Source organism: Peribacillus sp. NPDC058002, from assembly GCF_042886655.1.
Lineage (GTDB): Bacteria > Bacillota > Bacilli > Bacillales > DSM-1321 > Peribacillus > Peribacillus aracenensis.
Map to the genome: position 1 here is coordinate 44,635 of NZ_JBHVQU010000004.1, position 21,958 is coordinate 66,592.

Annotated in this window: 25 protein-coding genes and 1 pseudogene; 6 read left to right on the forward strand and 20 right to left on the reverse strand. The window is 39.4% G+C overall.

Features of this window, described 5'->3' with window-relative positions:
• Positions 1 to 21 precede the first annotated feature (21 nt).
• The 15 genes from ACFVSH_RS01985 to ACFVSH_RS02055 form a co-directional block, all read right to left on the reverse strand.
• Positions 22 to 852, reverse strand: coding sequence for a hypothetical protein (locus ACFVSH_RS01985; RefSeq protein WP_387704529.1), 831 nt, complete (start codon positions 850 to 852; stop codon positions 22 to 24).
• The gene (locus ACFVSH_RS01990; protein WP_387704531.1) at positions 849 to 1,535 is read right to left on the reverse strand and encodes an ABC transporter ATP-binding protein; all 687 of its coding nucleotides are present in this window, start codon (positions 1,533 to 1,535) and stop codon (positions 849 to 851) included. The genes ACFVSH_RS01985 and ACFVSH_RS01990 overlap by 4 nt, the downstream gene beginning before the upstream one ends.
• The gene (locus ACFVSH_RS01995; protein ID WP_192206758.1) at positions 1,532 to 1,912 is read right to left on the reverse strand and encodes a GntR family transcriptional regulator; all 381 of its coding nucleotides are present in this window, start codon (positions 1,910 to 1,912) and stop codon (positions 1,532 to 1,534) included. The genes ACFVSH_RS01990 and ACFVSH_RS01995 overlap by 4 nt, the downstream gene beginning before the upstream one ends.
• A 192-nt stretch (positions 1,913 to 2,104) precedes the next feature.
• Entirely contained in the window at positions 2,105 to 2,860 is a 756-nt protein-coding gene (locus tag ACFVSH_RS02000; protein ID WP_260285187.1) for an AAA family ATPase, read from the reverse strand.
• A 97-nt stretch (positions 2,861 to 2,957) separates the two neighbouring features.
• The gene (locus ACFVSH_RS02005) at positions 2,958 to 3,542 is read right to left on the reverse strand and encodes a YdbC family protein (protein ID WP_387704533.1); all 585 of its coding nucleotides are present in this window, start codon (positions 3,540 to 3,542) and stop codon (positions 2,958 to 2,960) included.
• The gene (locus tag ACFVSH_RS02010) at positions 3,523 to 4,074 is read right to left on the reverse strand and encodes a GrpB family protein (RefSeq protein ID WP_387704535.1); all 552 of its coding nucleotides are present in this window, start codon (positions 4,072 to 4,074) and stop codon (positions 3,523 to 3,525) included. Before ACFVSH_RS02010 ends, ACFVSH_RS02005 begins: the two co-directional genes overlap by 20 nt.
• A complete protein-coding gene (locus ACFVSH_RS02015; RefSeq protein ID WP_387704563.1) occupies positions 4,046 to 4,657 on the reverse strand; it encodes a GrpB family protein in 612 nt (203 codons plus the stop codon). Before ACFVSH_RS02015 ends, ACFVSH_RS02010 begins: the two co-directional genes overlap by 29 nt.
• 6 nt (positions 4,658 to 4,663) lie before the next feature.
• Positions 4,664 to 5,164, reverse strand: a complete 501-nt coding sequence (locus tag ACFVSH_RS02020; RefSeq protein ID WP_387602984.1) for a hypothetical protein — start codon at positions 5,162 to 5,164, stop codon at positions 4,664 to 4,666.
• Entirely contained in the window at positions 5,161 to 5,532 is a 372-nt protein-coding gene (locus ACFVSH_RS02025) for a hypothetical protein (protein ID WP_387704537.1), read from the reverse strand. The genes ACFVSH_RS02020 and ACFVSH_RS02025 overlap by 4 nt, the downstream gene beginning before the upstream one ends.
• A 647-nt stretch (positions 5,533 to 6,179) precedes the next feature.
• Entirely contained in the window at positions 6,180 to 6,785 is a 606-nt protein-coding gene (uptA, locus tag ACFVSH_RS02030) for an undecaprenyl phosphate transporter UptA (protein WP_387704565.1), read from the reverse strand.
• Between the two features lie 105 nt (positions 6,786 to 6,890).
• Positions 6,891 to 8,057 carry an MGDG synthase family glycosyltransferase gene (locus ACFVSH_RS02035; protein ID WP_387602989.1) on the reverse strand — a complete coding sequence of 389 codons (1,167 nt, stop codon included), beginning with the start codon at positions 8,055 to 8,057 and terminating at the stop codon, positions 6,891 to 6,893.
• 237 nt (positions 8,058 to 8,294) lie between these two features.
• Complete coding sequence (locus tag ACFVSH_RS02040) at positions 8,295 to 8,885, reverse strand: DedA family protein (protein WP_387704538.1); 591 nt, start codon at positions 8,883 to 8,885, stop codon at positions 8,295 to 8,297.
• Positions 8,886 to 8,903: 18 nt separating this feature from the next.
• A complete protein-coding gene (locus ACFVSH_RS02045; protein WP_387704540.1) occupies positions 8,904 to 9,605 on the reverse strand; it encodes a polysaccharide deacetylase family protein in 702 nt (233 codons plus the stop codon).
• Between the two features lie 35 nt (positions 9,606 to 9,640).
• Entirely contained in the window at positions 9,641 to 11,002 is a 1,362-nt protein-coding gene (locus ACFVSH_RS02050) for a sensor histidine kinase (RefSeq protein WP_387704542.1), read from the reverse strand.
• A gap of 3 nt (positions 11,003 to 11,005) precedes the next feature.
• Entirely contained in the window at positions 11,006 to 11,704 is a 699-nt protein-coding gene (locus ACFVSH_RS02055) for a response regulator transcription factor (RefSeq protein WP_387704544.1), read from the reverse strand.
• 423 nt (positions 11,705 to 12,127) lie between these two features.
• Here ACFVSH_RS02055 and ACFVSH_RS02060 point away from each other — a divergent pair.
• Positions 12,128 to 12,819, forward strand: a pseudogene (locus ACFVSH_RS02060) (COG4705 family protein).
• A gap of 198 nt (positions 12,820 to 13,017) precedes the next feature.
• Here the strand turns inward: ACFVSH_RS02060 and modA are convergent.
• Positions 13,018 to 13,821, reverse strand: a complete 804-nt coding sequence (modA, locus tag ACFVSH_RS02065; RefSeq protein WP_387704546.1) for a molybdate ABC transporter substrate-binding protein — start codon at positions 13,819 to 13,821, stop codon at positions 13,018 to 13,020.
• Between the two features lie 147 nt (positions 13,822 to 13,968).
• Between modA and ACFVSH_RS02070 the strand changes: the two genes are divergently transcribed.
• The gene (locus ACFVSH_RS02070; RefSeq protein WP_387603004.1) at positions 13,969 to 14,895 is read left to right on the forward strand and encodes a substrate-binding domain-containing protein; all 927 of its coding nucleotides are present in this window, start codon (positions 13,969 to 13,971) and stop codon (positions 14,893 to 14,895) included.
• 55 nt (positions 14,896 to 14,950) lie between these two features.
• Here the strand turns inward: ACFVSH_RS02070 and bioB are convergent, their stop codons facing one another.
• On the reverse strand, positions 14,951 to 15,916 hold the full coding sequence (gene bioB, locus ACFVSH_RS02075; protein ID WP_387603180.1) for a biotin synthase BioB: 966 nt from the start codon (positions 15,914 to 15,916) through the stop codon (positions 14,951 to 14,953).
• Between the two features lie 379 nt (positions 15,917 to 16,295).
• On the opposite strand from bioB, the gene ACFVSH_RS02080 reads away from it, so the two are divergent.
• The 4 genes from ACFVSH_RS02080 to ACFVSH_RS02095 all read left to right on the forward strand — a co-directional run bounded on the left by ACFVSH_RS02080 (position 16,296) and on the right by ACFVSH_RS02095 (position 19,180).
• The gene (locus tag ACFVSH_RS02080) at positions 16,296 to 16,880 is read left to right on the forward strand and encodes a biotin transporter BioY (protein WP_260285201.1); all 585 of its coding nucleotides are present in this window, start codon (positions 16,296 to 16,298) and stop codon (positions 16,878 to 16,880) included.
• Positions 16,859 to 17,566: a dethiobiotin synthase gene (bioD, locus tag ACFVSH_RS02085; protein WP_387704547.1), complete on the forward strand. Its 708-nt coding sequence runs from the start codon at positions 16,859 to 16,861 to the stop codon at positions 17,564 to 17,566. The genes ACFVSH_RS02080 and bioD overlap by 22 nt, the downstream gene beginning before the upstream one ends.
• Positions 17,563 to 18,945, forward strand: coding sequence for an adenosylmethionine--8-amino-7-oxononanoate transaminase (bioA, locus tag ACFVSH_RS02090; RefSeq protein ID WP_387704549.1), 1,383 nt, complete (start codon positions 17,563 to 17,565; stop codon positions 18,943 to 18,945). The genes bioD and bioA overlap by 4 nt, the downstream gene beginning before the upstream one ends.
• Before the next feature lie 61 nt (positions 18,946 to 19,006).
• Positions 19,007 to 19,180: a hypothetical protein gene (locus ACFVSH_RS02095; RefSeq protein WP_387704551.1), complete on the forward strand. Its 174-nt coding sequence runs from the start codon at positions 19,007 to 19,009 to the stop codon at positions 19,178 to 19,180.
• Positions 19,181 to 19,201: 21 nt separating this feature from the next.
• Here the strand turns inward: ACFVSH_RS02095 and ACFVSH_RS02100 are convergent, their stop codons facing one another.
• The 3 genes from ACFVSH_RS02100 to ACFVSH_RS02110 form a co-directional block, all read right to left on the reverse strand.
• The gene (locus tag ACFVSH_RS02100; protein WP_387704553.1) at positions 19,202 to 19,762 is read right to left on the reverse strand and encodes a hypothetical protein; all 561 of its coding nucleotides are present in this window, start codon (positions 19,760 to 19,762) and stop codon (positions 19,202 to 19,204) included.
• A 57-nt stretch (positions 19,763 to 19,819) separates the two neighbouring features.
• Entirely contained in the window at positions 19,820 to 20,110 is a 291-nt protein-coding gene (locus ACFVSH_RS02105) for an alpha/beta hydrolase (protein ID WP_387704555.1), read from the reverse strand.
• Between the two features lie 252 nt (positions 20,111 to 20,362).
• The gene (locus ACFVSH_RS02110; protein ID WP_387603014.1) at positions 20,363 to 21,856 is read right to left on the reverse strand and encodes a peptide MFS transporter; all 1,494 of its coding nucleotides are present in this window, start codon (positions 21,854 to 21,856) and stop codon (positions 20,363 to 20,365) included.
• Positions 21,857 to 21,958: the final 102 nt, after the last annotated feature.

Below are 21,958 nucleotides of genomic sequence, written 5' to 3' on the forward strand. Positions count from 1 at the left end.
CACTCTCCTTTTTGATTGTTTTTATACGGTAACGCGGTTTTTCAATAACCATGAACCAAGCCAAACTGATAATCCTGTTACGATGATTCCCAATGTGAGCAGAAGACCGAATAATTCATTTGAGTAAAAATGGAAAATTCCACCATTCATTATGAAAACAGGAGCTAAAAACAGCGCAGCAGTAACTCCGCCATACACCAACCCCAATATGATTCCTTTAATGCGGAAACTCCGTTCAAACATGATTGCTGTGAATACGACCGACATGACCATAAGGCCGATCCCATAGGATAGCAGGAATTCTGTGAAGTTGTTTGGAATGATCATTGCCAAAATCGGACTGGTTTTAGTTATAGTAGGAATTGACATTTCATTCAAGAACGCTTCCGGTATTTTTGAATGAAATAGCGCATTTTCCATTGGTAAAATGATGATCTGGAAAGCAACCATTCCTAACACCATCAAGAAGATGGCCGTGGCTTTGGAAAGGTAGATCGATAATCTGGATGCCGGTAACATCAACAGGCGATAAATGAATGTATTTTTTCCAACCCAATCACGGTACCAAATAAGGAAAATGTAAAAAATAAGGGCAACCGCACACAGCGCAATCGGTCCTGCAAAAAAGAGGGTATGGACGATATGGGTAAAATCAATGGCTCCATAATTGGCAACATAAGCGGCTTCCGATAGTTTTTCATTTGATATGATCTCCTTGGCATCATTAAGAAGACTCTTCGTTACGATCAGCACCCCGGCAAATTGCGAAACCAAGGTTATCAACAATAAGCTAAGATAGATTTTACTAAAACGGTTGATTTCAAAGTTGACTAGCTTTATATAACGCATCATGCTTGATACACCTCTCTCATTACATCGACTACCGATTTCCCTTCATCTTCACGCATTTCTTCTGTATTGAACTCTTTAAGGACTGTGCCATTATCCAATAAAATGACCTTGTCGATCAAATGTTCGATATCACCGATTTCATGGGTCGTGATGACGACGCCCCTATCTTCAATAAGGTGGCTCGCAAAGACATCAGCGATTTGCTCGCGGCTGAATATATCGATTCCCGAAAATGGTTCGTCCATCAGCACATAATCCACGTCAAGGGACAGTCCCAGCATCAAGTTAAGCTTAGCCGTATTGCCTTTGGACAATTCCGAAATGCGGCTTTCCTCTTTCAGCTTGAAGAATTCAAGCAATTGAAGGGCCCTTTCCTGATTCCATGAATGATAGAAATCCTCCATGAAAACCATTGCCTGTTTTACCGTCATTTGCGGAAGCATCGTCGGTGCGTCCGGAATGAAGGTGATTTTTTCATAACTATCCTTAGTCATCTTTTGACCATCGATCAGGATTTCCCCTTTATATGGCGTCAAGCCCATGATCGCTTTGAGTGTAGTCGTTTTACCGACACCATTTATCCCAATCAGGCAAGTGACTTCGCCTTTATTCGCGGTGAAGGACACACCGTCCAATATTTTTTTGCGGCCATAATTTTTGGAAACTCGTTTTACCTCGATCATTTACCTTCCTCCTCCCTTATTTCTTCCGAATATTTTTCTTTAACGACACGAAGCAACTCATCGACTGGTACATTAATCGGACGAATCGCGTCGACAAACGTATCGACGGCTGCCAAAATCAATTCCTGCCTCACAGCCTGTAAAATCGTTTCATTCGTCGTAATTTGACTGGGAAAATTTCGTTCAGTATGAATCAAACCCTGTTCCTCCATTTCTTTATATGCTTTTTGAGCGGTATTAGGATTTATGTTCAGTGTAGCCGCCAGCTCTCTTCGGGAGGGAATTTCCTGTCCGGCCACGAATTTGCCTATGGCTATTTGTTCTTTAAAATGCCTAACGACTTGCAGATATACCGGTTCCCTGGTATTTACGTTCATTAAAACCACCCCCTATTTATTTAAAAAAAGTTTGATATGCATAAAGTCTTACGTGTATGTACTAAGTGGTTCATACACCTTATAGATGTACTATACCTGTAATACACTTGAACTGTCAATAATGAATTTCAACAAAATGAAAAGCCCGAATGCGCAGTGCAATCGGGCCTTTTTAAAGGAGATGCTAAAAACTCATTCGAATAGATGATGCAGCAGCCGATCTTTATCTTCAAAAAACTGTTTCATTAGCAAGTAGTGATTGGACTCCTCTAACGTAACCTCATTCATTCCCTCATCTGTAATTTGGAGGATTTTAGCATCCGGGTAGGCCATGATGATCGGGGAATGGGTGGAAATGATGAATTGGGAACCTTGTTGAACAAGCTCATTTATCCTGGCCAGCATCGATATTTGTCTCAATGGCGATAAAGCAGCTTCAGGCTCATCGAGGATATACAATCCATTGCCTTGAAATCGTTCTACAAAAGCTGAAAAAAACGATTCCCCATGAGACTGCTGGTGAAGTGATTTTCCACCGAAGGAATCGATGATTTTCGACCCGAACGATGCCTCCCTATCCAATTCCTCAATATTCGTAGCTAAATTATAAAAGGTTTCCGCCCTAAAGAAAAAATGATCCTTCGGTTTGTACACGCCTTTTTTCAAACGGAGGTACTCGTCCAAATTGGAATGTGAATCATAATTGGAAAAATTGAAATTCAACGTTCCACCTTCCGGATTGAAGCCATACGCAATTGCAATGCCTTCAAGCAAGGTGGACTTCCCCATTCCATTTTCCCCGATAACATAGGTAACACTGGGATGAAAAGCCACTTCTTGAAGGTGCCTGATAACCGGCAGGTCAAGGGGGAAATGGTTATACGAAGATATTCGGTCTCTATTCAGGTAGATGCCCCTGATGTACTGTGAATCATAATCTAGTTTCATTTGTAATCACCTTCTGTAGAATATATTGGGAGCGCTGAAATGTCCATCATTCTTACATTCCACTGCAAACCAAGATGCCATTGATCAATGTTAGATTCTAAATGACCGCCCACTTTGGATGCAATTCAATCACTCCCGCTTCTCTTATCAAGGCAGCCAATTCCTTATCCACATACCGTTGATGTGAATATTCATTGTCCCATAATGAGGCGGCCAGGTATCTCCCGGATTGTCCTTTTCCGATTGCACCAGACAGCATGCCCGGTGTCATCCCTTTGTTCCATATGTTCCTTTTCACCTGCTCAAATCCGGCCTTTTTATCATTTTCAACAGAACAGTCAGCCACCCGAAGTAATTTCCCCTTGCAAAAAAACGCTGTCATGTCTGTTGTTCCTATATTGAATATTTTCTCATGGATATCGACAGAAATATTTGTATATGTACTTCCTTGGTCACTCTTCCCGAATATTTCATCATGCTGATTCTGCATGAAACTTTGATAGGATTGAAGATCTTTCCAAATGGACAGAATGCCTGCTTCATAGAGTTCATTTCTATTCCACCCTCCGATTTGTCCCATGAAACCAGAACAATGGCGCAATTCCCCCCATCTCTCTTGTGCTTTTGAGAATGAACGCTTGTTTTCCTCATTCACTTGGCATTTAATCCACTTCATTAACATGATGATCACCCTTCTCATTCAAGGATGCTGCCCAATGTTTCGCCCTTTCATCACTCTTTTTTATGAAATCATTTTTCCCATTTACATACCCTTTGATATCATCTGAGAATTCCGCTGCCAAGCGCTGCTTCAGCCTGCTATACCTTTGTGCTTCCTCAGGGTGTGCCAGCAAATAATCCCGAAAAGCGAGGTGTCTGGCTATTTCTTCATGTCCTTTTTGAAACATGTGAATATGGTGAGACCTCTCATCCCCGCCTTTAAGAAAAAAACTTCGTCCAGCGATTCCATTCTCACCCCTAGCATCATAACCTATCTCTTCCATCTCTTTATAAAAATCAGCGACACATTCCACATCTTTAACCACTGCCAAAATATCTATTACTGGCTTGGCATGGATTGCAGGTATGGCCGTACTGCCAATATGGTATAAATTTATCATTTCATGCCCGAAAATATCCTGTAATTTTTGGCATTCATCATGAAATAGCTTGGACCACTCTTCCTTAAATGGTACGACTTCGACCTTTCTCATGAAAGCCTCCTTTTAGACGTTCCTGGCAGTTATAATTTTTGTCGTTTTCTGCATTTGCTAATTCTATGACACTTAATATAAATGGTGCTTTTGCTTTCGTGTACCCCACAATATCAGCAGGATGCTTTTGAACTAAGGATAATTTTAATTCCTGATATTGACTTCGTATGTCAGGATAGCTTCTTAGATAGTCCCTGAACGAAAGTTGATTCTTCCACTGTTCACTTCCGTATTTATAGATATGCAAATGGTGTGTTCCCGCTCTCCATTGACCTTTTCTAAAAAAAAGCCTTTCGGGAAACTCCTTATGCAGGACAAATTCATACCCAATCGATTTCAAGGGTTCAATGAACATGTCAGCTTCGGCTAAATGATGGACGCAAGCCATGATGTCCAAAATCGGTTTTGCTCCCAATCCTTTGATGGACGTACTTCCAATATGCTCAACACAAAGGGAATCGTTCTTTAATACCTCCATTATCCTCGCTTTTTCCAGTTGAAATTCACTAACCCAATCAGGATTATACTCTTCGATCTTCACTGTTTTTTCCATATAATCATTCAACTTTTCATGAAATGGCATTGTCAATCATTTTTCATCACGTGACCATTTGACGAGAGGATCCTGCGTGCTCGGCTCATAGTAAGTTCCGACATACACTTTCTCTTTTCCCGTTATTTTATTCGTCCGGATGACTGTATATCTTCCTATATCATAATTTTTGGTAAGATAATATTTCCGGTATGAAAACCCTTTTTCCGGACCGGTTAACTTTTCTTTAGTTTTATACCCTTGGGGCTTATTCAAGCTCTCTTTCACTACACTTTTAATATTCAGCGGCGTGCCATCAAGCTTAACATCACTTCGGAAATTGCCGTTGCTGTTCTCGGTTTTCCCTGACGGCACGGATGCGATTTCGATCGTATCTTGGATTTGTTCCGAGAATGTTTTAGTGACACTGTATGAATAAAGGATATTCATGGAACTTATATTATCTTTCATTTTGCCAGCAAATTCAGGCATGGCAAAATTCAACAAAAAGGTGATCGATATACATACGATTAATAATGTAAGCGAAATTTTCTTCATATTTCCTCTTTCTCAACTATGTATTCTTGTAATTCAAATTGTTCATATTCCTTTGGAATAATCCCCAATTTAGCGATTAATAGAATGGCAAGAAAACTGAAACAGCAAAAACTAGTATTATCACTTGTAATAAATGAATCCGGTATAATACGGGATCCCAATAATGAATTCAAAATATAAGAAAAAAGAAAACCTGAATAAGATAGGCAAACCAGATAGTTTCCAATCAGTAGCCGCTTGTAATGTGCATACTTCGATTTATTTCCTTTTCTGATACTAACTATTTGCCGTATTTGTATTATGAGACCGTATGTGAACGCAATGATCAACATTACAATAATAAAAAAACTAATTATTGCTTCAATCACTTTTTTATCCCCCCTTTAAATAGGTCTAACACTAATAGATATAAGCTTTAGGACGGTTACTATCCGTGGAGAAAGTGATACAACCTTTTGAAGTTCATAATCAGTTGGTTTCCTTATTTCCATGAATGAAAGCATGCTTTCTAAGGACTAGTACATGTTAGTTAAGTAGTTCTATTGCCATTTGAATATTTGTTCTATTAAAAAATATTACTAATACATTTTCTATACTATTTATAAGTATTCTATTGCTTCTATATTCCTTCCCGTTCAAATTTACATAAAAGAATCTTAATATTATGAGGAAACCTAACAACGACCGTTAACCCCATCCATTTCAAATGGCGTTTCTTAAATATGGCTTTCTTGATTTTTCACGTTCACTACTATCGTTCACATCATATACGGATTACGGATGATAAAGTTTCAAAATAAAGGAAGAAATACCAATCTACTTCCCCATAAATTAATTAAAAAGACCACCAAATGGTGGTCTTTTTAATTAATTCATATTATAAAACCCAACTGCTTCCATTGAATGTCCCCTTGGAAATCTATTACCTTCAATATCGATGATTCGTTGTGAAGTTTTCACGTTTATCGGTTCGGTTCCCGTTGTTATAAAGGCTTTTGTAAGGAATCCATATACTTCATAAAACTTTGTTTTTCTTTTTTTTCATGTAACCGCGAATGATCATTCCGGCAATAATGAGAACCGCCACCACTGCGATTGGCTGGATATAGGGCTTGGCCATCTCATTAATCTGTCCCCAATTGCTTCCTAACTTCATCCCGAGGAATACAAAAAGCACAGACCATGGAAGTACGGCAAGTAGCGTATAATTCGTGAATTTTATTAAAGACATTTTAGAAATCCCTGCTGGTATCGAAATAGCATGTCTGACAACCGGAATGAACCTAGCCGTAAAAATGACGCTTGGACCATAGTTAGTAAACCAAGATTCCGCTAGTTCAATATGTTTTTTGTGAATGAATATATACTTTCCATATCGTTCTAAAAATGGTCTTCCCCCATAATATCCGATTAAATAAACAAATATTTGGGCGATGGTTCCTCCAATCGTTCCAGCAATAACCGCCCCAACAAAACTGATGCTACCTTGGGAAACTAAAAAGCCACCATAGGATAATACAATCTCACTTGGAATAATTTCAATCATAAGACCAAGGGTAATTCCAAGGTACCCATAATCCATGAGTGTAAGTAAAATAGTTTGGATAAAGTCGTTCATAATTCAACTTCTCTCTTTCATTTTCGCTTTATTCAAAACGAATCACAAATGTTGTTATTAACTCCCCTTGTTAATGGGCCACTGGCGACAAGGTTAATGGAATGACCCTTAGCTATAAATAACTTTTGACTGATTTGTGAGATAGGATGGCTTATTGACTTGTTTAAGATTAAGAATCAATTTCATAATGCCCACCATTTCCTCAGGGTTTTCCAATTCCATTTCCTTTTGATAAGTTTCGATTGATTTATCCCACTGATCCATTTTTTTATGGTCCTTTAATATATTAAGCATTTGTTTTTCAAATGAGAATTTGCGATTGATTTCAAATACAAGTTTATTGTCTTTTAAATACTGTAGATTAATTTCCTCCTGTCCCGGCAGCATCGAATGGACAAAAATCGGAAGTCTTTTCCGAAGTGCTTCACTAATGGTAACACCACCTGGTTTCGTAACGATTACATCCACTTCTTCATAAAGGTCGTTCATTTCCGATCTTGATGAAATATAAGGTAATGGTTTAATATGAGCTAAATCCCATGTTTTGATCTCATCAAATAGTTTTTTGTTGTTGCCACAAAGTACAAAGTAATCAAAATTGGTTGATTTCTTTAACTCACCAGCTAAATTCAATATCCCGCCAAGGCCACTATTTCCTCCTGAGATTAAAACTTTGGGCCGATCGGTGTTTTTTAAACCACGGGCCTTTTTAGTGATTTCCTCATGCACAGGGATACCTGTCACCATCATACTATGTTTCGGTATTTGATTCTTGCTTAATAGCTTTTCTTTCAATTTTTGACTTGGAATAAAGTGAAAATCAATCCCCTTGCTTCCCCAGACATTATTAATAAAGAAATCTGTATATACGTTGATAATTGGGACATTGCATTTCCCTTTTAATTTTAACTGGCTTAATAGTTGGGAAGGAAATCCGTGTGTACACACAATTAAGTCTGGATTTTCCTCATCTATCAATTGTTCCATTTTCTTCAAGAATATAAGTTGACTCCATTTAAATGGACGTTCCTTTTTCGAGTTAACGTAAAAAAGGTTTTTGTAGGCGAGATTATAGGTTTCAGGTGCATAACGAATCCATTTTAAATATCCGGCCGTTATCATTTTTTCTAAAGAATTATTCGTATAGCTTAACAGATCCACTTTTTTCAAAATGACTCCGTTTGTATGTTTTTTTAACAAATCCATTAAGGCCTCTGCAACTTGATGATGTCCCGACTGCATGCGGAAGAGAGGTAAAAACAAAACCTTCTTCATATATGTCATCCCCTATAGAAATCATTCTTTTAATCGATGGATACGTACCAAGAAAAAAGCCCATTTGTATGTTCAAGATCTTTTTCCCCCTTACAATATATCACTGTTTTTGTAAAAACCTTTCTTTTTAATCAATTTTTAATGATATGTTCATGGTATCATAAGCCCCAGTCCCAAACTTAATAGCCCGATTAGAAAACCAATTATAGAACTGGTTATTCCAATCGGGACGGTAATTTATTCTTTTTTTTTCCTCTTCATATAATTGATAAAAATATATATCAATAAAAAGACTAAAAATACGACACCTAAAAGTGGAACATATTCCGGATTTATATGAAAGGCATTCCCTATATAATACCCTGCCACTATAAAAGGGACAGTCCAGAGAACCGTGCCTAACAGGGAAAGGAGAATAAATTTGAACAGGGGAATACGATTGATTCCTGCGAAATACGGACTGATTTGTCTTATTCCAGGTAAATAAAATCCAAACACGATCGTTTTTTTTGTATTTTTCATATACTTTTTCTGTACTTTCTCCCAGCGATCATTGGTAATGCCCACGTATTTCCCATATTTTTTTATAAATGGATACCCCACGTATTTCCCACATACATAAGCGATAAGCATCCCTATAAAGGCTCCGAGAAATGCACTGAGCACGGCTAAACCAAATGAGAGTTTATTTTGCCCAATCAGGACTCCAATTAGAAATAGAAGAGATTCTTCCGGAGCGGGAATCCCCACAATGCCCATGAATAAAAAAAGAAATATGATTAGATAGCCATATAAGTCAATAAAATGCAGAATACTATCTATGTTCATAAAGTCCCCCCGAATCAGTTATAAGTCTTTTAATGTAATAAATTGTGTTCCCTTTTTTATGGTCTCCTCTAGGTAAACTTCCAAAACTTCAATCATATATCGGGGTGCTTCTTTATCCGCCCCTAAGGTTTCCCCACAGTCATGGAGCAGGAGGATCGAATTTTCCGTTGAGGTTGTCCGCAATTGATTAAGCAGGTCATTCCTGCATGTTTCCACTTTCCAATCTCCGAAAATGTCTGACCACATGATCACTTTATATTTCTTGCTGGCTATTTTCGTGAAAATATTAAAATGGCCCCATGGAGGCCTATAAAAAGTGACTTTTTCATGCGTACATTCCATTATCGCCTTTTCCGTCATACTCAACTGTTCCGATAACTGAAAGGGCGAGAGGATCCAGCTTGAAATATGATCAAAATGATGGATTCCAATTGTATGCCCCTCTTCATGCATCCGTTTAATGATATCAGGGTTATTTTTCACTTTACTTCCCACAACAAAAAACGAACCCTTTATCTCGTACTTTTTTAAAAGATCAAGTAATTGTTCCGTATATTCAGGGTTTGGGCCATCATCAAAAGTAAGGGCTATCCCATTATTCCTCTTGTTTTTTTTGGTAATGCCCAGACTGCATACACGAATAATTACAGTAGGGAAAATCGAATAAATTAGAAATAACAATACTATGATACTCAGACTAATTATCCCTATATGTGTCACTCACAGAACACCTCATTCTTGTATTTAGCAGCAAATTACCTTTTGGGTAAGGATAATACCATTTCTGTTCCAATTCCGGCGATACTGGCTACTTTAATCTCCCCATTATGTTGATTCATTATATTTTTGGCTATCGACAAGCCTAGCCCTGTTCCGCCTGTTTCCCGACTCCTAGCCTTATCCACCCGGTAAAAACGTTCGAAGATATTTTCCATTTCATGCTCAGGAATACCAATCCCATAATCTTTTACCCGAATGACCGTAGAGTATAACTGATTCTCTACATACACATCAATTTTGTCTGTACTATATTTGATTGCGTTATCCAAAAGGATAATAATCACCTGTTTTATCTTCAATTCATCTGCTGTAATCGTAATGGTATCTTCTTGATAATGAAAATTTATTTCTCGCCCATAGACCTCTTTGAATTGTTTAAGCACGTTCTCACATAAGGTTATTATATTCACTGATTTAATATCTAAAGTATTTTCCATTTCCGTATCGGCTAATTCCAGCAGCCTTTCCGTCATTTCCTGTATTCGGGTTGCCTCTGAATGAATTACATTTATAACATCCAATGCCTTTTCTTCGCTTTTTATCCGGCGTCGGCGCAAGAGATCTGCATAACTCTTTATTATCGTTAGCGGAGTCTTTATTTCATGTGAAGCATCTGAAATGAATTGCTTCTGTTTATCCAAATTCACATCCAATCTGCTCATCATCCGATTGAAAGTAACAGCCATTTTTTGCAGCTCATCTTTTGTTTCCTCTTGGATGACGATTTTTTTCGGAATTCCGCTTTGTTCAATATCCTCCATCGTATCAATCATATTGGAAATAGGTCTCATGATTACACTCGATAACCACCTGCCGCCAAGCAGCGATAACCCCGCCCCTAATAGGGTACAAAATGTGAGAATGGAAAGTAATACATCCTTCCCTAATTCAAGTCCTAGTAATCTATCTCCAATTTCTAAAGTTCCAACAACTTTACCTTTGGATTGGATAGGAACCCTAACGATTAATATTTGTTCTTCTTTATGCGCTTGTTTAATTGTAGTTCTATACACTTCTTGTTCAGAAGAAAATTCCCCTTTAAATTTCGTAAGCAAATAGTGGTCGCTGGACACTTCGCTACTGATTTTAGAATCAGGTTGAATGATCCTTATAAATGAATGATTCGTCAAATATGCGGTTAATTTTTTTTCTAATTCATGGGGCGTATCATCCATTTGTATTTCAGCAATGACATTTTGCGCTTTATGAATTAATATATCTTCTTCCATATTTACAGTAATCTTCATAAAAGAAAAAAATACAACAGCATTGACCGCAATCAACACACAGAGTATCCAAGCCGTAGTAATCAGGTTAATTTTTGTTGTAATTTTCATTACCTATTTCTCCCTTACAGTATAACCAATTCCTCTTACCGTCTGAATAATTGTCGGGTCAGAAAAACCTTCTTCCGTTTTCTTTCTTAAATGGCGGATATACACATCGATTACATTGGTCTCCCCTTCATACTCATAACCCCAAACATTCATCAGGATATTTTCTCGCGTCACGATTTTGTTTTTATTGGATAGTAAATAAATGAGTAAATCAAATTCCTTTGGGGTTAACGCTATGGAAGAATCCCCCCTCTTGACCTCTCTAGTATCGAGATTAATGAATAAATCTTTTATTGATAAGATCGTTTCCTCTTCTCTCGAAGCATTGGCAGTTATTGAATTATGACGTATAGCTGAACGTATTCTTGCCAATAACTCATCGATTTCAAAGGGCTTCGTTATATAGTCATTGGCCCCTTGATCTAGTCCTGTCACCTTATCCATTGTAATATTTCGAGCTGTTAAGAGGATGATTGGCAGTAAAGAGTTCTCATTTCGGATCCTTCTTAAAACTTCTATGCCATTCAGTTCAGGTAACATAACATCTAAAAGTACTAAATCTAATTTTTCTTGTAATGCAGCTTCCAGCCCCGACTTGCCGGTATGGGCAACAAGCACTTCATACCCCTCATATTCGAGTTCTATCTTTAATATCGTCGCTATCTGGACTTCATCTTCTACAACCAGAATACGCTGTTTCATTTAAAACCCTCCTACTTGAGTGGTATATGGCAAGGAGTTCACCACCACATGTATTTATCGTATCTAGCTAGGAATATTACTTGCATCTTAAACACGAAAAATTGTCCTCCGCTAAATAATTCAATCCCCTTTATATTTGCTCCAAAGTCCTGTATTTTAATCGTTTCCTTATAATTGAGATGCTCTTTCTACAATTTAGCATTCTTTGGCTTTTTATTTCACCTTTTAATTGATTTTTAATCCTTTTTTCAAGTTGCGTTAAGGTTGACTTGATATAGTGTCAGGGAACAGTAGAAATAGACAATAAGGTTTTATCGTAAACGAAATAAAACAAGAGAAGATAAGGGAATGAATGATACAAAAGGCTCATCCATCGGGCGTCAGATGTTGAACAAGGTTCCAGAAGTCATCATTTAATTCTGGATAATTAAAATAATGGCAATCACTGTGGGCGAGACGGCTGCACAATCTGAACTTGGGCTTGGCCAATACGACCTTAATCATGAATATTCTTTTGATCATAACGCTTTTCTTCCAATTCAAAGCGAGTAAGTATGTGCCAAGGATTTATTGGCTCACGGTAGTGATGATTGGCGTTGTAGGCACGCTAATTACCGACAATCTCGTGGACAATCTCGGGGTCAGTCTGGTGACAACAACTATCATCACAATCGCGATGCTTGCGACGTTTGCGGCTTGGTACGCGAGTGAAAAGACGCTGTCCATTCACACTATCTACACATCCCAAACGAGAAGTATTCTACTGGTTGGCCATCTTGTTCACCTTCGCCTTGGGTACAGCAGCTGGTGACCTCATAGCAGAAGGTCTCGATATCGGCTACTGGAAGTCTGCACTTATGTTCGCGGCGTTGAGTGGGGTGGTTGCCATCGCCCACTACGGTTTCAAACTAAATACAGTGCTTTCCTTTTGGATCGCCTACATCTTGACCCGTCCACTTGGCGCCTCTCTTGGCGACTCCCTCTCACAGCCGCGTGTTAAGGGTGGACTTGGTCTAGGTACGACGGGAACCAGTTTGGTCTTCCTCGTTATAATCTTAATCCTGGTCGTCCATTTGACCAAAACAAGAAGAGATGAAAGCAAAGTTGTGGAGTAGGGCAGGGCAAGTACAATCTTCTAAAATTCAGCTGTCCAACACTTAACAGGTTAAAGACCTCCGGGAAAGAGTACAACCTTTTCCCGATCTATCTGCTACATTTACTTGATACAACCTTCATTGTTCGGGTTTCATCCTATAGATTGCACCCATGCCGGGTGCACAAAAAAAAGGCCACCAAATTGGTGGCCCTTTCAATTATTTAAGATCTTTAAATCCGTATTTTTCAAAAACCTTCATTGAATCTTTATTTTGGAGATACTCGTAAAATAGTTGGGCTTCTTTAGGATGCGAACTTTCCTTAATCACACCTACCGGATAAATAATCGGATCGTGTAAATCTTCCTTCGCTGTTGTAACGATATCAACTTTTGATGAGCTCTTGGCATCCGTTTTATAAACAAGTCCTGCGTCCACATTTCCTGTTTCTACATATGTAAGCACTTGACGAACATCCTTGGCATACACCAGTTTTTCTTCAATCTCTTTCCAGAGATTCAGTTTTTCTAATGTTTGCTTAGCATATTGTCCTGCTGGTACTGACTCAGGGGTACCGATGGATATTTTAGTAAATTTAGTAAGGTCTTCTATCGATTCAATCCCTTTATCGGAACCTTTTGGCACTACTAGCACTAATTCATTGCCTACTAAATCGATCCCTTTTTTCTCTTCAATATGATCTTCATCTACTAATTTATCAAATTTGTCTTCTGCTGCAGAGAAAAACAGATCCACAGGTGCGCCTTGGGAGATTTGTTGTTGAAGAGCTCCAGAAGCTCCAAAGTTATAGTTAACTTTTACATTTGCATTTTCTTTTTCAAATGCCTTTTTTATATCATTTAAGGCATCTTGTAAACTTACGGCGGCCGAAATCGTCAATTTTACTTTCTCGTCAGCATGTTGCTTCTGCTTTCCTGTGACTTTTTCTTCATCACTTGAACACCCTGTGCCCACTATGACAAGCACCATAAGCGAGAAAAGCATAAGATATATTTTTTTCAAAGTCGCTCTCCCTTTCTAACTAATTATAACTAGTTATATCTAATTATAACCAGTATAAGACAGATAAAAGATTTTAATCAATGCTTTTTTGCTGTGAATTTTCTTTTTAAAGGACTCTAAGATACAATAAAGAACGGAGGGATGCACATGTCAAAAGAGCTTTCCTATACCATCGAGGAAGTGTCACAGCTTTTAAAGGTATCTAAATTGACGATTTATGATCTTGTAAAAAAGGGGGAGCTCCCTGTATTTCGTGTGGGAAGGCAGATGAGAATGGATGCAAAAGACTTGGAGATGTACATTAATAACCATAAGTCCCATACATCCCCAGTTTCTGTTGCCGAACCCCAAAGGAATGAAGTGAAGAATTCTCTTAACCTTGTCATCAGTGGGCAAGACATGGTGTTAGACATACTAGGGCAACACATTGAGAAGGACTCCAGCTATAAAACATTACGATCTAACACAGGAAGTCTAAGCGGGCTTATATCCATGTACAATGGGGATTCAGACATTGTTAGTTTGCATATGTTTGATGGAGATACTGGGGAATATAATCTTCCTTATATAAAAAAGATTTTGGTAGGTTATCCTTATATTTTACTTAACCTTGTTTCAAGGAAAGCTGGATTATATGTTAAAAAGGGAAATCCTTTAGACCTTACAGGTTGGACTGATTTAAAACAGAAAGACTTGGCCATCATCAATCGAGAAAGAGGATCGGGAGCAAGAATTCTTCTTGATGAGCAGCTAAGGATTCATAAGATTCCGCCTAAAAGCCTTAAGGGTTATGAAAATGAAGAAACCAACCATTTAAGTGTCGCATCAGCTGTTTCATCAGGTATTGCGGATGTAGGGGTGGGAATTGAAAAAGCTGCAAAAATCGTTGGAATCGACTTTGTTCCATTAATTACAGAACGTTACGACCTTGTTATTTTAAAATCCTCGAAAAACGAACAGCTCATAAACATTGTTAAGCGCATTTTAACATCGAATCCATTTCAAACTGAAATCAACGCTTTAGGTGATTATGATATTTCCCAGACCGGCTCTATCATTTACGAGACATTTTAAACAGGAAGGCTACTGATTCAGCAGCCTTCCTGTTTAGTATGCAGTTTTTAATAGGTTAAAGAGCACATTCTTCAATTTCAAATCCCAGGTCTTCGATGATTCCCCAATCGGCTGTGGGTTCTTGTCCGGCTGTCGTTAAATAATCGCCGACGAAGATGGAATTGGCTGCATAAAGTGCCATTGGCTGCATGGAACGGAGATTGACCTCCCGACCGCCGGCCAGACGGATTTCTTTACTCGGATTAACGAATCTCATCATCGAAATCAATTTCAGGCATTTAGTGGGGGTCAACTCGGAAGTTCCCTCAAGCGGCGTTCCGTCAATTGCATTGAGAAAATTACAAGGAATGGAATCTGCATCAAGGCTTCGTAAGGATAGGGCGATTTCCACCGCTTCCGCCTCAGATTCCCCCATACCGAAAATGGCGCCAGAGCATGGGGACATCCCGGCATCCTTCACAGCTTCAACTGTATCCACCCGGTCTTCATATGTATGTGTCGATGTAATTTTGCTATAGTTTTCCTGTGATGTATTCAAGTTGTGGTTGTAGCGATGAACGCCTGCTTCCGCCAGTTTGCCGGCATGTTCCTCATTCAGGAAACCTAAACAGCAGCAGATTTTAAGGTCCGTCGTTTCGCGGATTTCTTTTACCGCTTCAATGACATGATCGATTTCCCTGTTGGTCGGACGCCTGCCGGACGCAACGATGCAATAAGTACCCGCTTTGCGGCGAATTGATTCTTGCGCTCCCTCGACAATCTTTTCTTTAGTAAGCCAAGCATATTTATCGATCGGGGCTTCCGAAACGATCGACTGCGAGCAGTAGCCGCAATCTTCGGGACATAATCCTGACTTCGTATTGATGATCATATTCAATTTAACCTTTTTCCCATAATGGTGCTTACGTATGTGATAGGCAGCATTCAGAATTTCCAAAACCTCTTCGTCTGGGGCTTGTACGATGGATAATGCCTCTTCCTCCGTCACTTTATATCCTTTGATAACGTTCTCCGCTAACATCTTCCAATCCCTTACCAATGTTTCCAAACCTAATCCCTCTTTTCTTTTAATGTCTATATTCCTTCCCATGAATCTTTCACGATTATTACCTGAATCCTCGGAACGGATTGAATCATTTTGCCCATTCAAGACAAAATAAAACGCTAAATATGTTAACCTTTAAAATTTTAAGTTAACATATAAATTGAATAATAACACACAAACAAAATATGATTCAATGGTCTTTTTTCAATATTTTCCTAGTCTGCCCTTTAAATCATAAGGAAGCTTGCATTTTATATGTTAACTAAATATATAAATTAGTTGACATATAAAATAGGATTCAGGCAAACTAATAGTGGGCATTCTGCCAGCACTTTCTAAAAAGGAGGTTGAAAACTTGAAAGCAAGGACGATTTCTTATGTGGCCCTTTTTACCGCGTTAACTGCCATTGGCGCCTTTATTAAGATACCTATCCCTTACATACCATTCACACTGCAAATTCTGGCAGTCTATTTGGCAGGCGCATTATTGGGGCCCCGGCTTGGGATGCTCAGTCAGTTATGCTACGTCTTGATCGGACTTATCGGGGTGCCCCTGTTTGCTGAAGGCGGGGGATTCGGCTATATATTCAAACCCACTTTCGGCTATTTGCTCGGATATATATTGGGAGCCTATGTAAATGGATGGCTGATCAACCGGTTTTCCCTCTCCACGATTCGTTCCATATTCTTTGCTAATGCCGCCTCTTTGCTGACCGTTTACTTTTTCGGCTGCATCTGGCTGTATGGTGCGATGAAGTGGATTGTAGAAACGCCGCTTTCCATCAACCAAACGATACTTTACGGCTTCTTATTACCTGTACCCGGTGATTTACTGCTATGCATTCTATGTGCTGCCATCATTCAACAAGTACGTCCGCGCATTGCAAAATATATAAACGTAAAGGAGCTGAATCATCCATGGGCCAAGCCTACTTTATAACTGGAACTGGCACGGATATTGGAAAGACCATCGTCACGAGTGCACTCTATCTGTCTCTTCAAACATTGGGAAAAAGCGTCACGATATTCAAGCCATTTCAAACTGGAATCAATGAGGAAAATAATACATACCCGGATATATCTTGGTTTGAGAAGGAACTTGGTGTAAAGGAATCAGGGTTTTACACACTGGAGCCAGAAACCTCCCCACATTTGGCGATTAAATTAACTGGCAGTCAAATCGATGAGAAGAAAGTCGTGGAAAGGGTTCATGAACTTGAGGAAATGTATGACATCGTATTAGTCGAGGGCGCTGGCGGATTGGCTGTGCCGCTCATTGAACGGACGGAAGGTTTCTATATGACGGCGGACTTCATAAGGGATTGCGGCATGCCTGTCCTCTTCGTATCCACAAGCGGTTTAGGGGCGATTCATGATGTCGTGACGACCCATTCTTATGCCCAAGTCCATGATATAAACGTGAAAACCATTTTGTATAATCATTACCGGCCAGAAAATCGGATTCATCAAGACAATATCGAAACCATCGAAAAGCTGACTGGGCTGAATGGCCTCGCCTGCATCCCCACAATGGCAGATGTCAGAAAAGACTTGAGGAACTGCATCCTTGATTTACTTGGTAATCAAAATTATACCCAACAACTGAAAGAGGTGTTCAAAGCATGAATAGTCAGGATTTAGAACAATGGGATAAGGAATATGTATGGCATCCGTTCACACAAATGAAAACGTATCGGGAAAGTAAACCGCTGATCATCGATCGCGGCGAAGGCAGCTACCTGATAGATGTGGATGGCAAACGCTACCTCGACGGCTATGCTTCATTATGGGTGAATGTGCACGGGCATAACGAGCCTGAATTGAACAGCGCCCTTATTGAACAAGTGAATAAAGTCGCGCACTCCACTCTGCTTGGATCTGCGAATGTACCATCGATCTTACTGGCAAAAAAACTGGCAGAGATCACTCCTGGTTCTTTATCGAAAATCTTCTACTCCGACACGGGATCTGCCGCTGTGGAAATCGCCCTTAAAGTTGCTTATCAATATTGGCAGAATATCGATCCCGTCAAGCATCAGAATAAAAACAAATTCGTCTCACTTGACGAAGCATACCACGGCGATACTGTCGGAGCTGTGAGTGTGGGCGGAATGGATCTATACCATAGAATCTTTAAGCCCCTCTTATTTCAACGGATTTCCGCCCCTTCACCATATGCCTATCATATGACTGAATATGGGGATCAAGAAGCCGTGAAAAACCATTGCTTGAAGGAACTGGAGAAGTTACTGCAAGAACAATCGGAGGAAATTGCAGGATTGATCATCGAACCTCTGGTGCAGGGGGCTGCTGGCATCATAACCCATCCTCGGGGCTTTTTGAAAGAGGTCGAACAATTATGCAAAAAATACAATATCCTCTTAATTTGCGATGAGGTGGCCGTAGGATTCGGTCGCACCGGTACCATGTTTGCCTGCGAACAGGAAGATGTCGTCCCCGATATCATGTGTATGGGCAAAGGGATCACTGGGGGGTATATGCCACTCGCAGCCACCATCATGAACGAGCAAATCTTTCAATCCTTCTTGGGAGAACGGGAAGAACATAAAACCTTCTATCACGGCCACACCTATACAGGAAACCAGCTAGCCTGTGCACTGGCCCTGAAGAATATCGAGCTGATGGAAAGCCGTAATCTCATTAAAGACATCCAGAAAAAATCAAAATACCTATCAAAAAGGCTGCAAGCACTATCCGAACTTCCGATAGTCGGCGATATTCGCCAGCGCGGCTTCATGATTGGAGTGGAAATCGTTAAAGACCGTGAAACAAAAGAAACGTTCACCCTCCAAGAGAATGTCGTTTCCGGAATCATCCATACAGCACGGGAAAATGGCCTGATCATCCGGGAACTTGGTCCCGTCATCACGATGATGCCGATCCTTTCCATGTCAGAAAAGGAACTCGATTTCATGGTCGAAACCGTCTACCGTGCCATCCAGGAAGTCTCCATTCATAAAGGATTGATTCCAGCAGCAAACTGATTCAATAAGAACCGGAAGAGCAGGGCTCATCCGGTTCTTTCTTTTCTTTGCAGGGGACTTCGTGAAATACGCAGCCATTAAAAGAAAGATCACAGATAATGTCCACAGTGTGATTCCCTTCCATGGGAAATCAACTGTTAAACCAATCATCTGCACGGCTGCACTTAATAAAATGCAAATCATCATTGCCCGGATTTTCATCCTGCACCCCCCTCTCGTTAATTCCATTCTATAAAAAATTTTCATATGAGAATTTTTACTTTAATTCAATTTTCTTGGACCAAAACTCTAATGCCTCCATTGGCTCTTCTCTTGTGTGTATATAATACAATTCCACATCACTTGGTTTTACGTTCCCTGGGAGATCGAATGTAAATTCAAATTCACTATTTGTATGTAAATCAAAAATTTGCGGTTCCCACTCGAGATGAGTTTTTTGCCCAAACCAATTTTGTACTTCTTTCTCTAAAAACTCCCCATCCATTTCATTATAGGATTTAACTCTATTTCGTTTAACATTGGAGACTTTCTCATTATTAGGGACATAGAAAACAAGAAAATCAGCAGGAAATCGATACGCATCTAACCGATCCTTCCAAACTCCCCCCACGAAGTATGCTTCATTTTCTTTATGGACAGTTAGTTGCAATGAGTCAGGTGTTGTGTGGTACAACGTATGATAAATGAAGTATCCTATAAATGAAATGACTGCTAGTAAAGGACTAAACAAGAATATCGATACTACCCTTTTTCTCTTCAAAAAACGAATGCCTCCATATGTACAGCCTATAATGATGAATATGATAATAAGAAACATGAAAATCCCCTTAAATATTTTATTAATGAGTACAACTTATTTTCTTAAAATAAAAAATTAAAATAGCGAATCAAACAAAGGGATTTCCGGCGGCATCCCGGCTTCAGGCAAGAAATAAATGAAAATGGTGAAACAAATGATAAGCACGGAAAAGATGATGGCAATAAACGAAATGCCCAAGAGAAATTTCTTTCCTGCTAAATATAAGCTGATCACCAGACTTGCAAACCCAATGATCAAATAAACGCTGGCACCAACAAATGAATTCAGCTTTGGAAGAATCCCTGTGATGAAAAGCAGAACGAAAGTCATTTGCAGGGATATGCATATTCCAAGTAAACGTTTCATTTTTACCTCCTGTCTATAATTTCTCTACTCCTATTTTCAGCTACTTTGGAATGAATCATCATTGTTTTTTTAGCATAAACTATGAAGCTGCTAAAACATCATATCAATTTTTTGGTAAAAATGGTATTCGATGAATCCCGCATGGTCGATAACTATTACCAGGCGAAAAAGCAAGATGCACAAAATAATAATAATAAAAAAGATGACCCCGGTTAACTCGGAGGCCATCTTTTTTTTGCTGCTGGCTAAGTGTTAGCGAATGCCTTTCATATAACCTTGAATCTTTGGTGATAAGACCATAAGGACCAGTCCAAGGACCATTGAAGCGACACCGATCACGCCAAAATAAGCCATTTCGGTTTGGGGCGTGTAGAATCTGACGATTTGTGCGTTCAGTGCTTGTGCTGCTGCACTTGCCAGGAACCACAGGCTCATCGTTTGTGCCGAGAATGCGGCCGGAGCCAATTTTGTAGTTGCTGAAAGTCCAACAGGAGATAAACAAAGTTCTCCAAGCACTACAAGGAAATAACTAAGTACAAGCCATAGCGGATTGACCAATGCGTCGGATCCACCGAAATAAACAGGAAGCAGGATCACCAGGAATGATAAACCGGCGAACAATAATCCGATTGAGAATTTCTGAGGAATGGTCGGCTGACGCTTTCCTAGTTTAATCCATAACCATGCGAATACTGGTGCAAGGGTAATGATGAACAAAGGGTTCAAAGATTGGAACCATGCCGGGTTTATTTCTAGTCCAGCAAAATTCAACTGTGTCCGTTTGTCTGCATAGCTTGCTAATATAGTTGCACCTTGCTCTTGAATCGCCCAGAACATGACAGCTGCTATAAACAAAGGAATATAGGCAATCAAGCGTGAACGTTCAACAGAAGTTGTTTTAGGGCTGCGATACATGAAAATGAAATAAAGGGTCGGAATAACGATCCCTAGGATACCTACAAGATTAATAAAGGTTTTAATCGTTAAGATGCCTTTAGCGGCGGTAATGCCGATGATGGCAGCTAAGATAAGTGTAGCTATCCCCAATTTCGTGAATACGCTTTTCTTTTCATTCTGTGATAATGGGTTCGCAGGAAGAGTTCCAGCAAGGCCCAGGTTCTTTTTCTTTGTTGCAACAAAGACGATAAGACCAATTAACATTCCAATTGCTGCAAGTCCAAAACCAAGATGGAAGCTGTAGCCCATTCCGACGGTACCGACAACAAACGGTGAAAGGAATGCACCCATGTTGATACCCATATAGAATATACTGAAACCGGAATCCCGGCGTTCGTCATTTTCTGCGTAAATTTCACCGACAATGCTGGAAACATTCGGTTTTAATAACCCAGTACCAAGAACAATGAGTACCATGGAAACAAAGAACATGGAGAGACTGCCTGGTACAGCAAGGACAATATGCCCGAGCATGATCAAGATACCACCGTAAAATACGGCTTTGGAAGTCCCGAAGATCCTATCGGCAAGCCATCCGCCAATTATACCTGACATATATACTAAAGATCCGTAAATGGATACAAGGGCAAGGGCTGTGTGTTCATCAAGACCAAGTCCCCCTTTAGAAACTTCGTAATACATATAGTAAACAAGAATGGCCTTCATACCATAATACGAGAAACGCTCCCAGAACTCAGTAAAGAAAAGGGTGAATAATCCTTTAGGGTTTCCAAAAAAACCTTTTTGAGGTACACTATCCACAATTTTCTGTTTATTTATCGTTGCCATACCTAGCCCTCCTTTTATTATTGTATAATAACTTTTATTTTCTCTATTGTAAACAAATATTTAGTATATTTAAATAAATAATTTAAATATACTATAGAAGCT

Excerpts from the sequence above, each read along its gene's own strand:
- bioB (WP_387603180.1), bottom strand. The coding sequence starts at position 15,916 with ATGTTAGCGGAGAACGTTATCAAAGGATATAAAGTGACGGAGGAAGAG.
- bioA (WP_387704549.1), top strand. The coding sequence starts at position 17,563 with ATGAATAGTCAGGATTTAGAACAATGGGATAAGGAATATGTATGGCAT.
- ACFVSH_RS02010 (WP_387704535.1), bottom strand. The coding sequence starts at position 4,074 with ATGAGAAAGGTCGAAGTCGTACCATTTAAGGAAGAGTGGTCCAAGCTA.
- ACFVSH_RS02110 (WP_387603014.1), bottom strand. The coding sequence starts at position 21,856 with ATGGCAACGATAAATAAACAGAAAATTGTGGATAGTGTACCTCAAAAA.
- ACFVSH_RS02005 (WP_387704533.1), bottom strand. The coding sequence starts at position 3,542 with ATGTTAATGAAGTGGATTAAATGCCAAGTGAATGAGGAAAACAAGCGT.
- ACFVSH_RS02020 (WP_387602984.1), bottom strand. The coding sequence starts at position 5,164 with ATGAAGAAAATTTCGCTTACATTATTAATCGTATGTATATCGATCACC.
- ACFVSH_RS02015 (WP_387704563.1), bottom strand. The coding sequence starts at position 4,657 with ATGCCATTTCATGAAAAGTTGAATGATTATATGGAAAAAACAGTGAAG.
- ACFVSH_RS02035 (WP_387602989.1), bottom strand. The coding sequence starts at position 8,057 with ATGAAGAAGGTTTTGTTTTTACCTCTCTTCCGCATGCAGTCGGGACAT.
- ACFVSH_RS02100 (WP_387704553.1), bottom strand. The coding sequence starts at position 19,762 with ATGTTTCTTATTATCATATTCATCATTATAGGCTGTACATATGGAGGC.
- ACFVSH_RS02000 (WP_260285187.1), bottom strand. The coding sequence starts at position 2,860 with ATGAAACTAGATTATGATTCACAGTACATCAGGGGCATCTACCTGAAT.
- ACFVSH_RS01995 (WP_192206758.1), bottom strand. The coding sequence starts at position 1,912 with ATGAACGTAAATACCAGGGAACCGGTATATCTGCAAGTCGTTAGGCAT.
- ACFVSH_RS02040 (WP_387704538.1), bottom strand. The coding sequence starts at position 8,885 with ATGAACATAGATAGTATTCTGCATTTTATTGACTTATATGGCTATCTA.
- ACFVSH_RS01985 (WP_387704529.1), bottom strand. The coding sequence starts at position 852 with ATGATGCGTTATATAAAGCTAGTCAACTTTGAAATCAACCGTTTTAGT.
- ACFVSH_RS01990 (WP_387704531.1), bottom strand. The coding sequence starts at position 1,535 with ATGATCGAGGTAAAACGAGTTTCCAAAAATTATGGCCGCAAAAAAATA.
- ACFVSH_RS02050 (WP_387704542.1), bottom strand. The coding sequence starts at position 11,002 with ATGAAAATTACAACAAAAATTAACCTGATTACTACGGCTTGGATACTC.
- ACFVSH_RS02070 (WP_387603004.1), top strand. The coding sequence starts at position 13,969 with ATGTCAAAAGAGCTTTCCTATACCATCGAGGAAGTGTCACAGCTTTTA.
- bioD (WP_387704547.1), top strand. The coding sequence starts at position 16,859 with ATGGGCCAAGCCTACTTTATAACTGGAACTGGCACGGATATTGGAAAG.
- ACFVSH_RS02055 (WP_387704544.1), bottom strand. The coding sequence starts at position 11,704 with ATGAAACAGCGTATTCTGGTTGTAGAAGATGAAGTCCAGATAGCGACG.
- ACFVSH_RS02105 (WP_387704555.1), bottom strand. The coding sequence starts at position 20,110 with ATGAAACGTTTACTTGGAATATGCATATCCCTGCAAATGACTTTCGTT.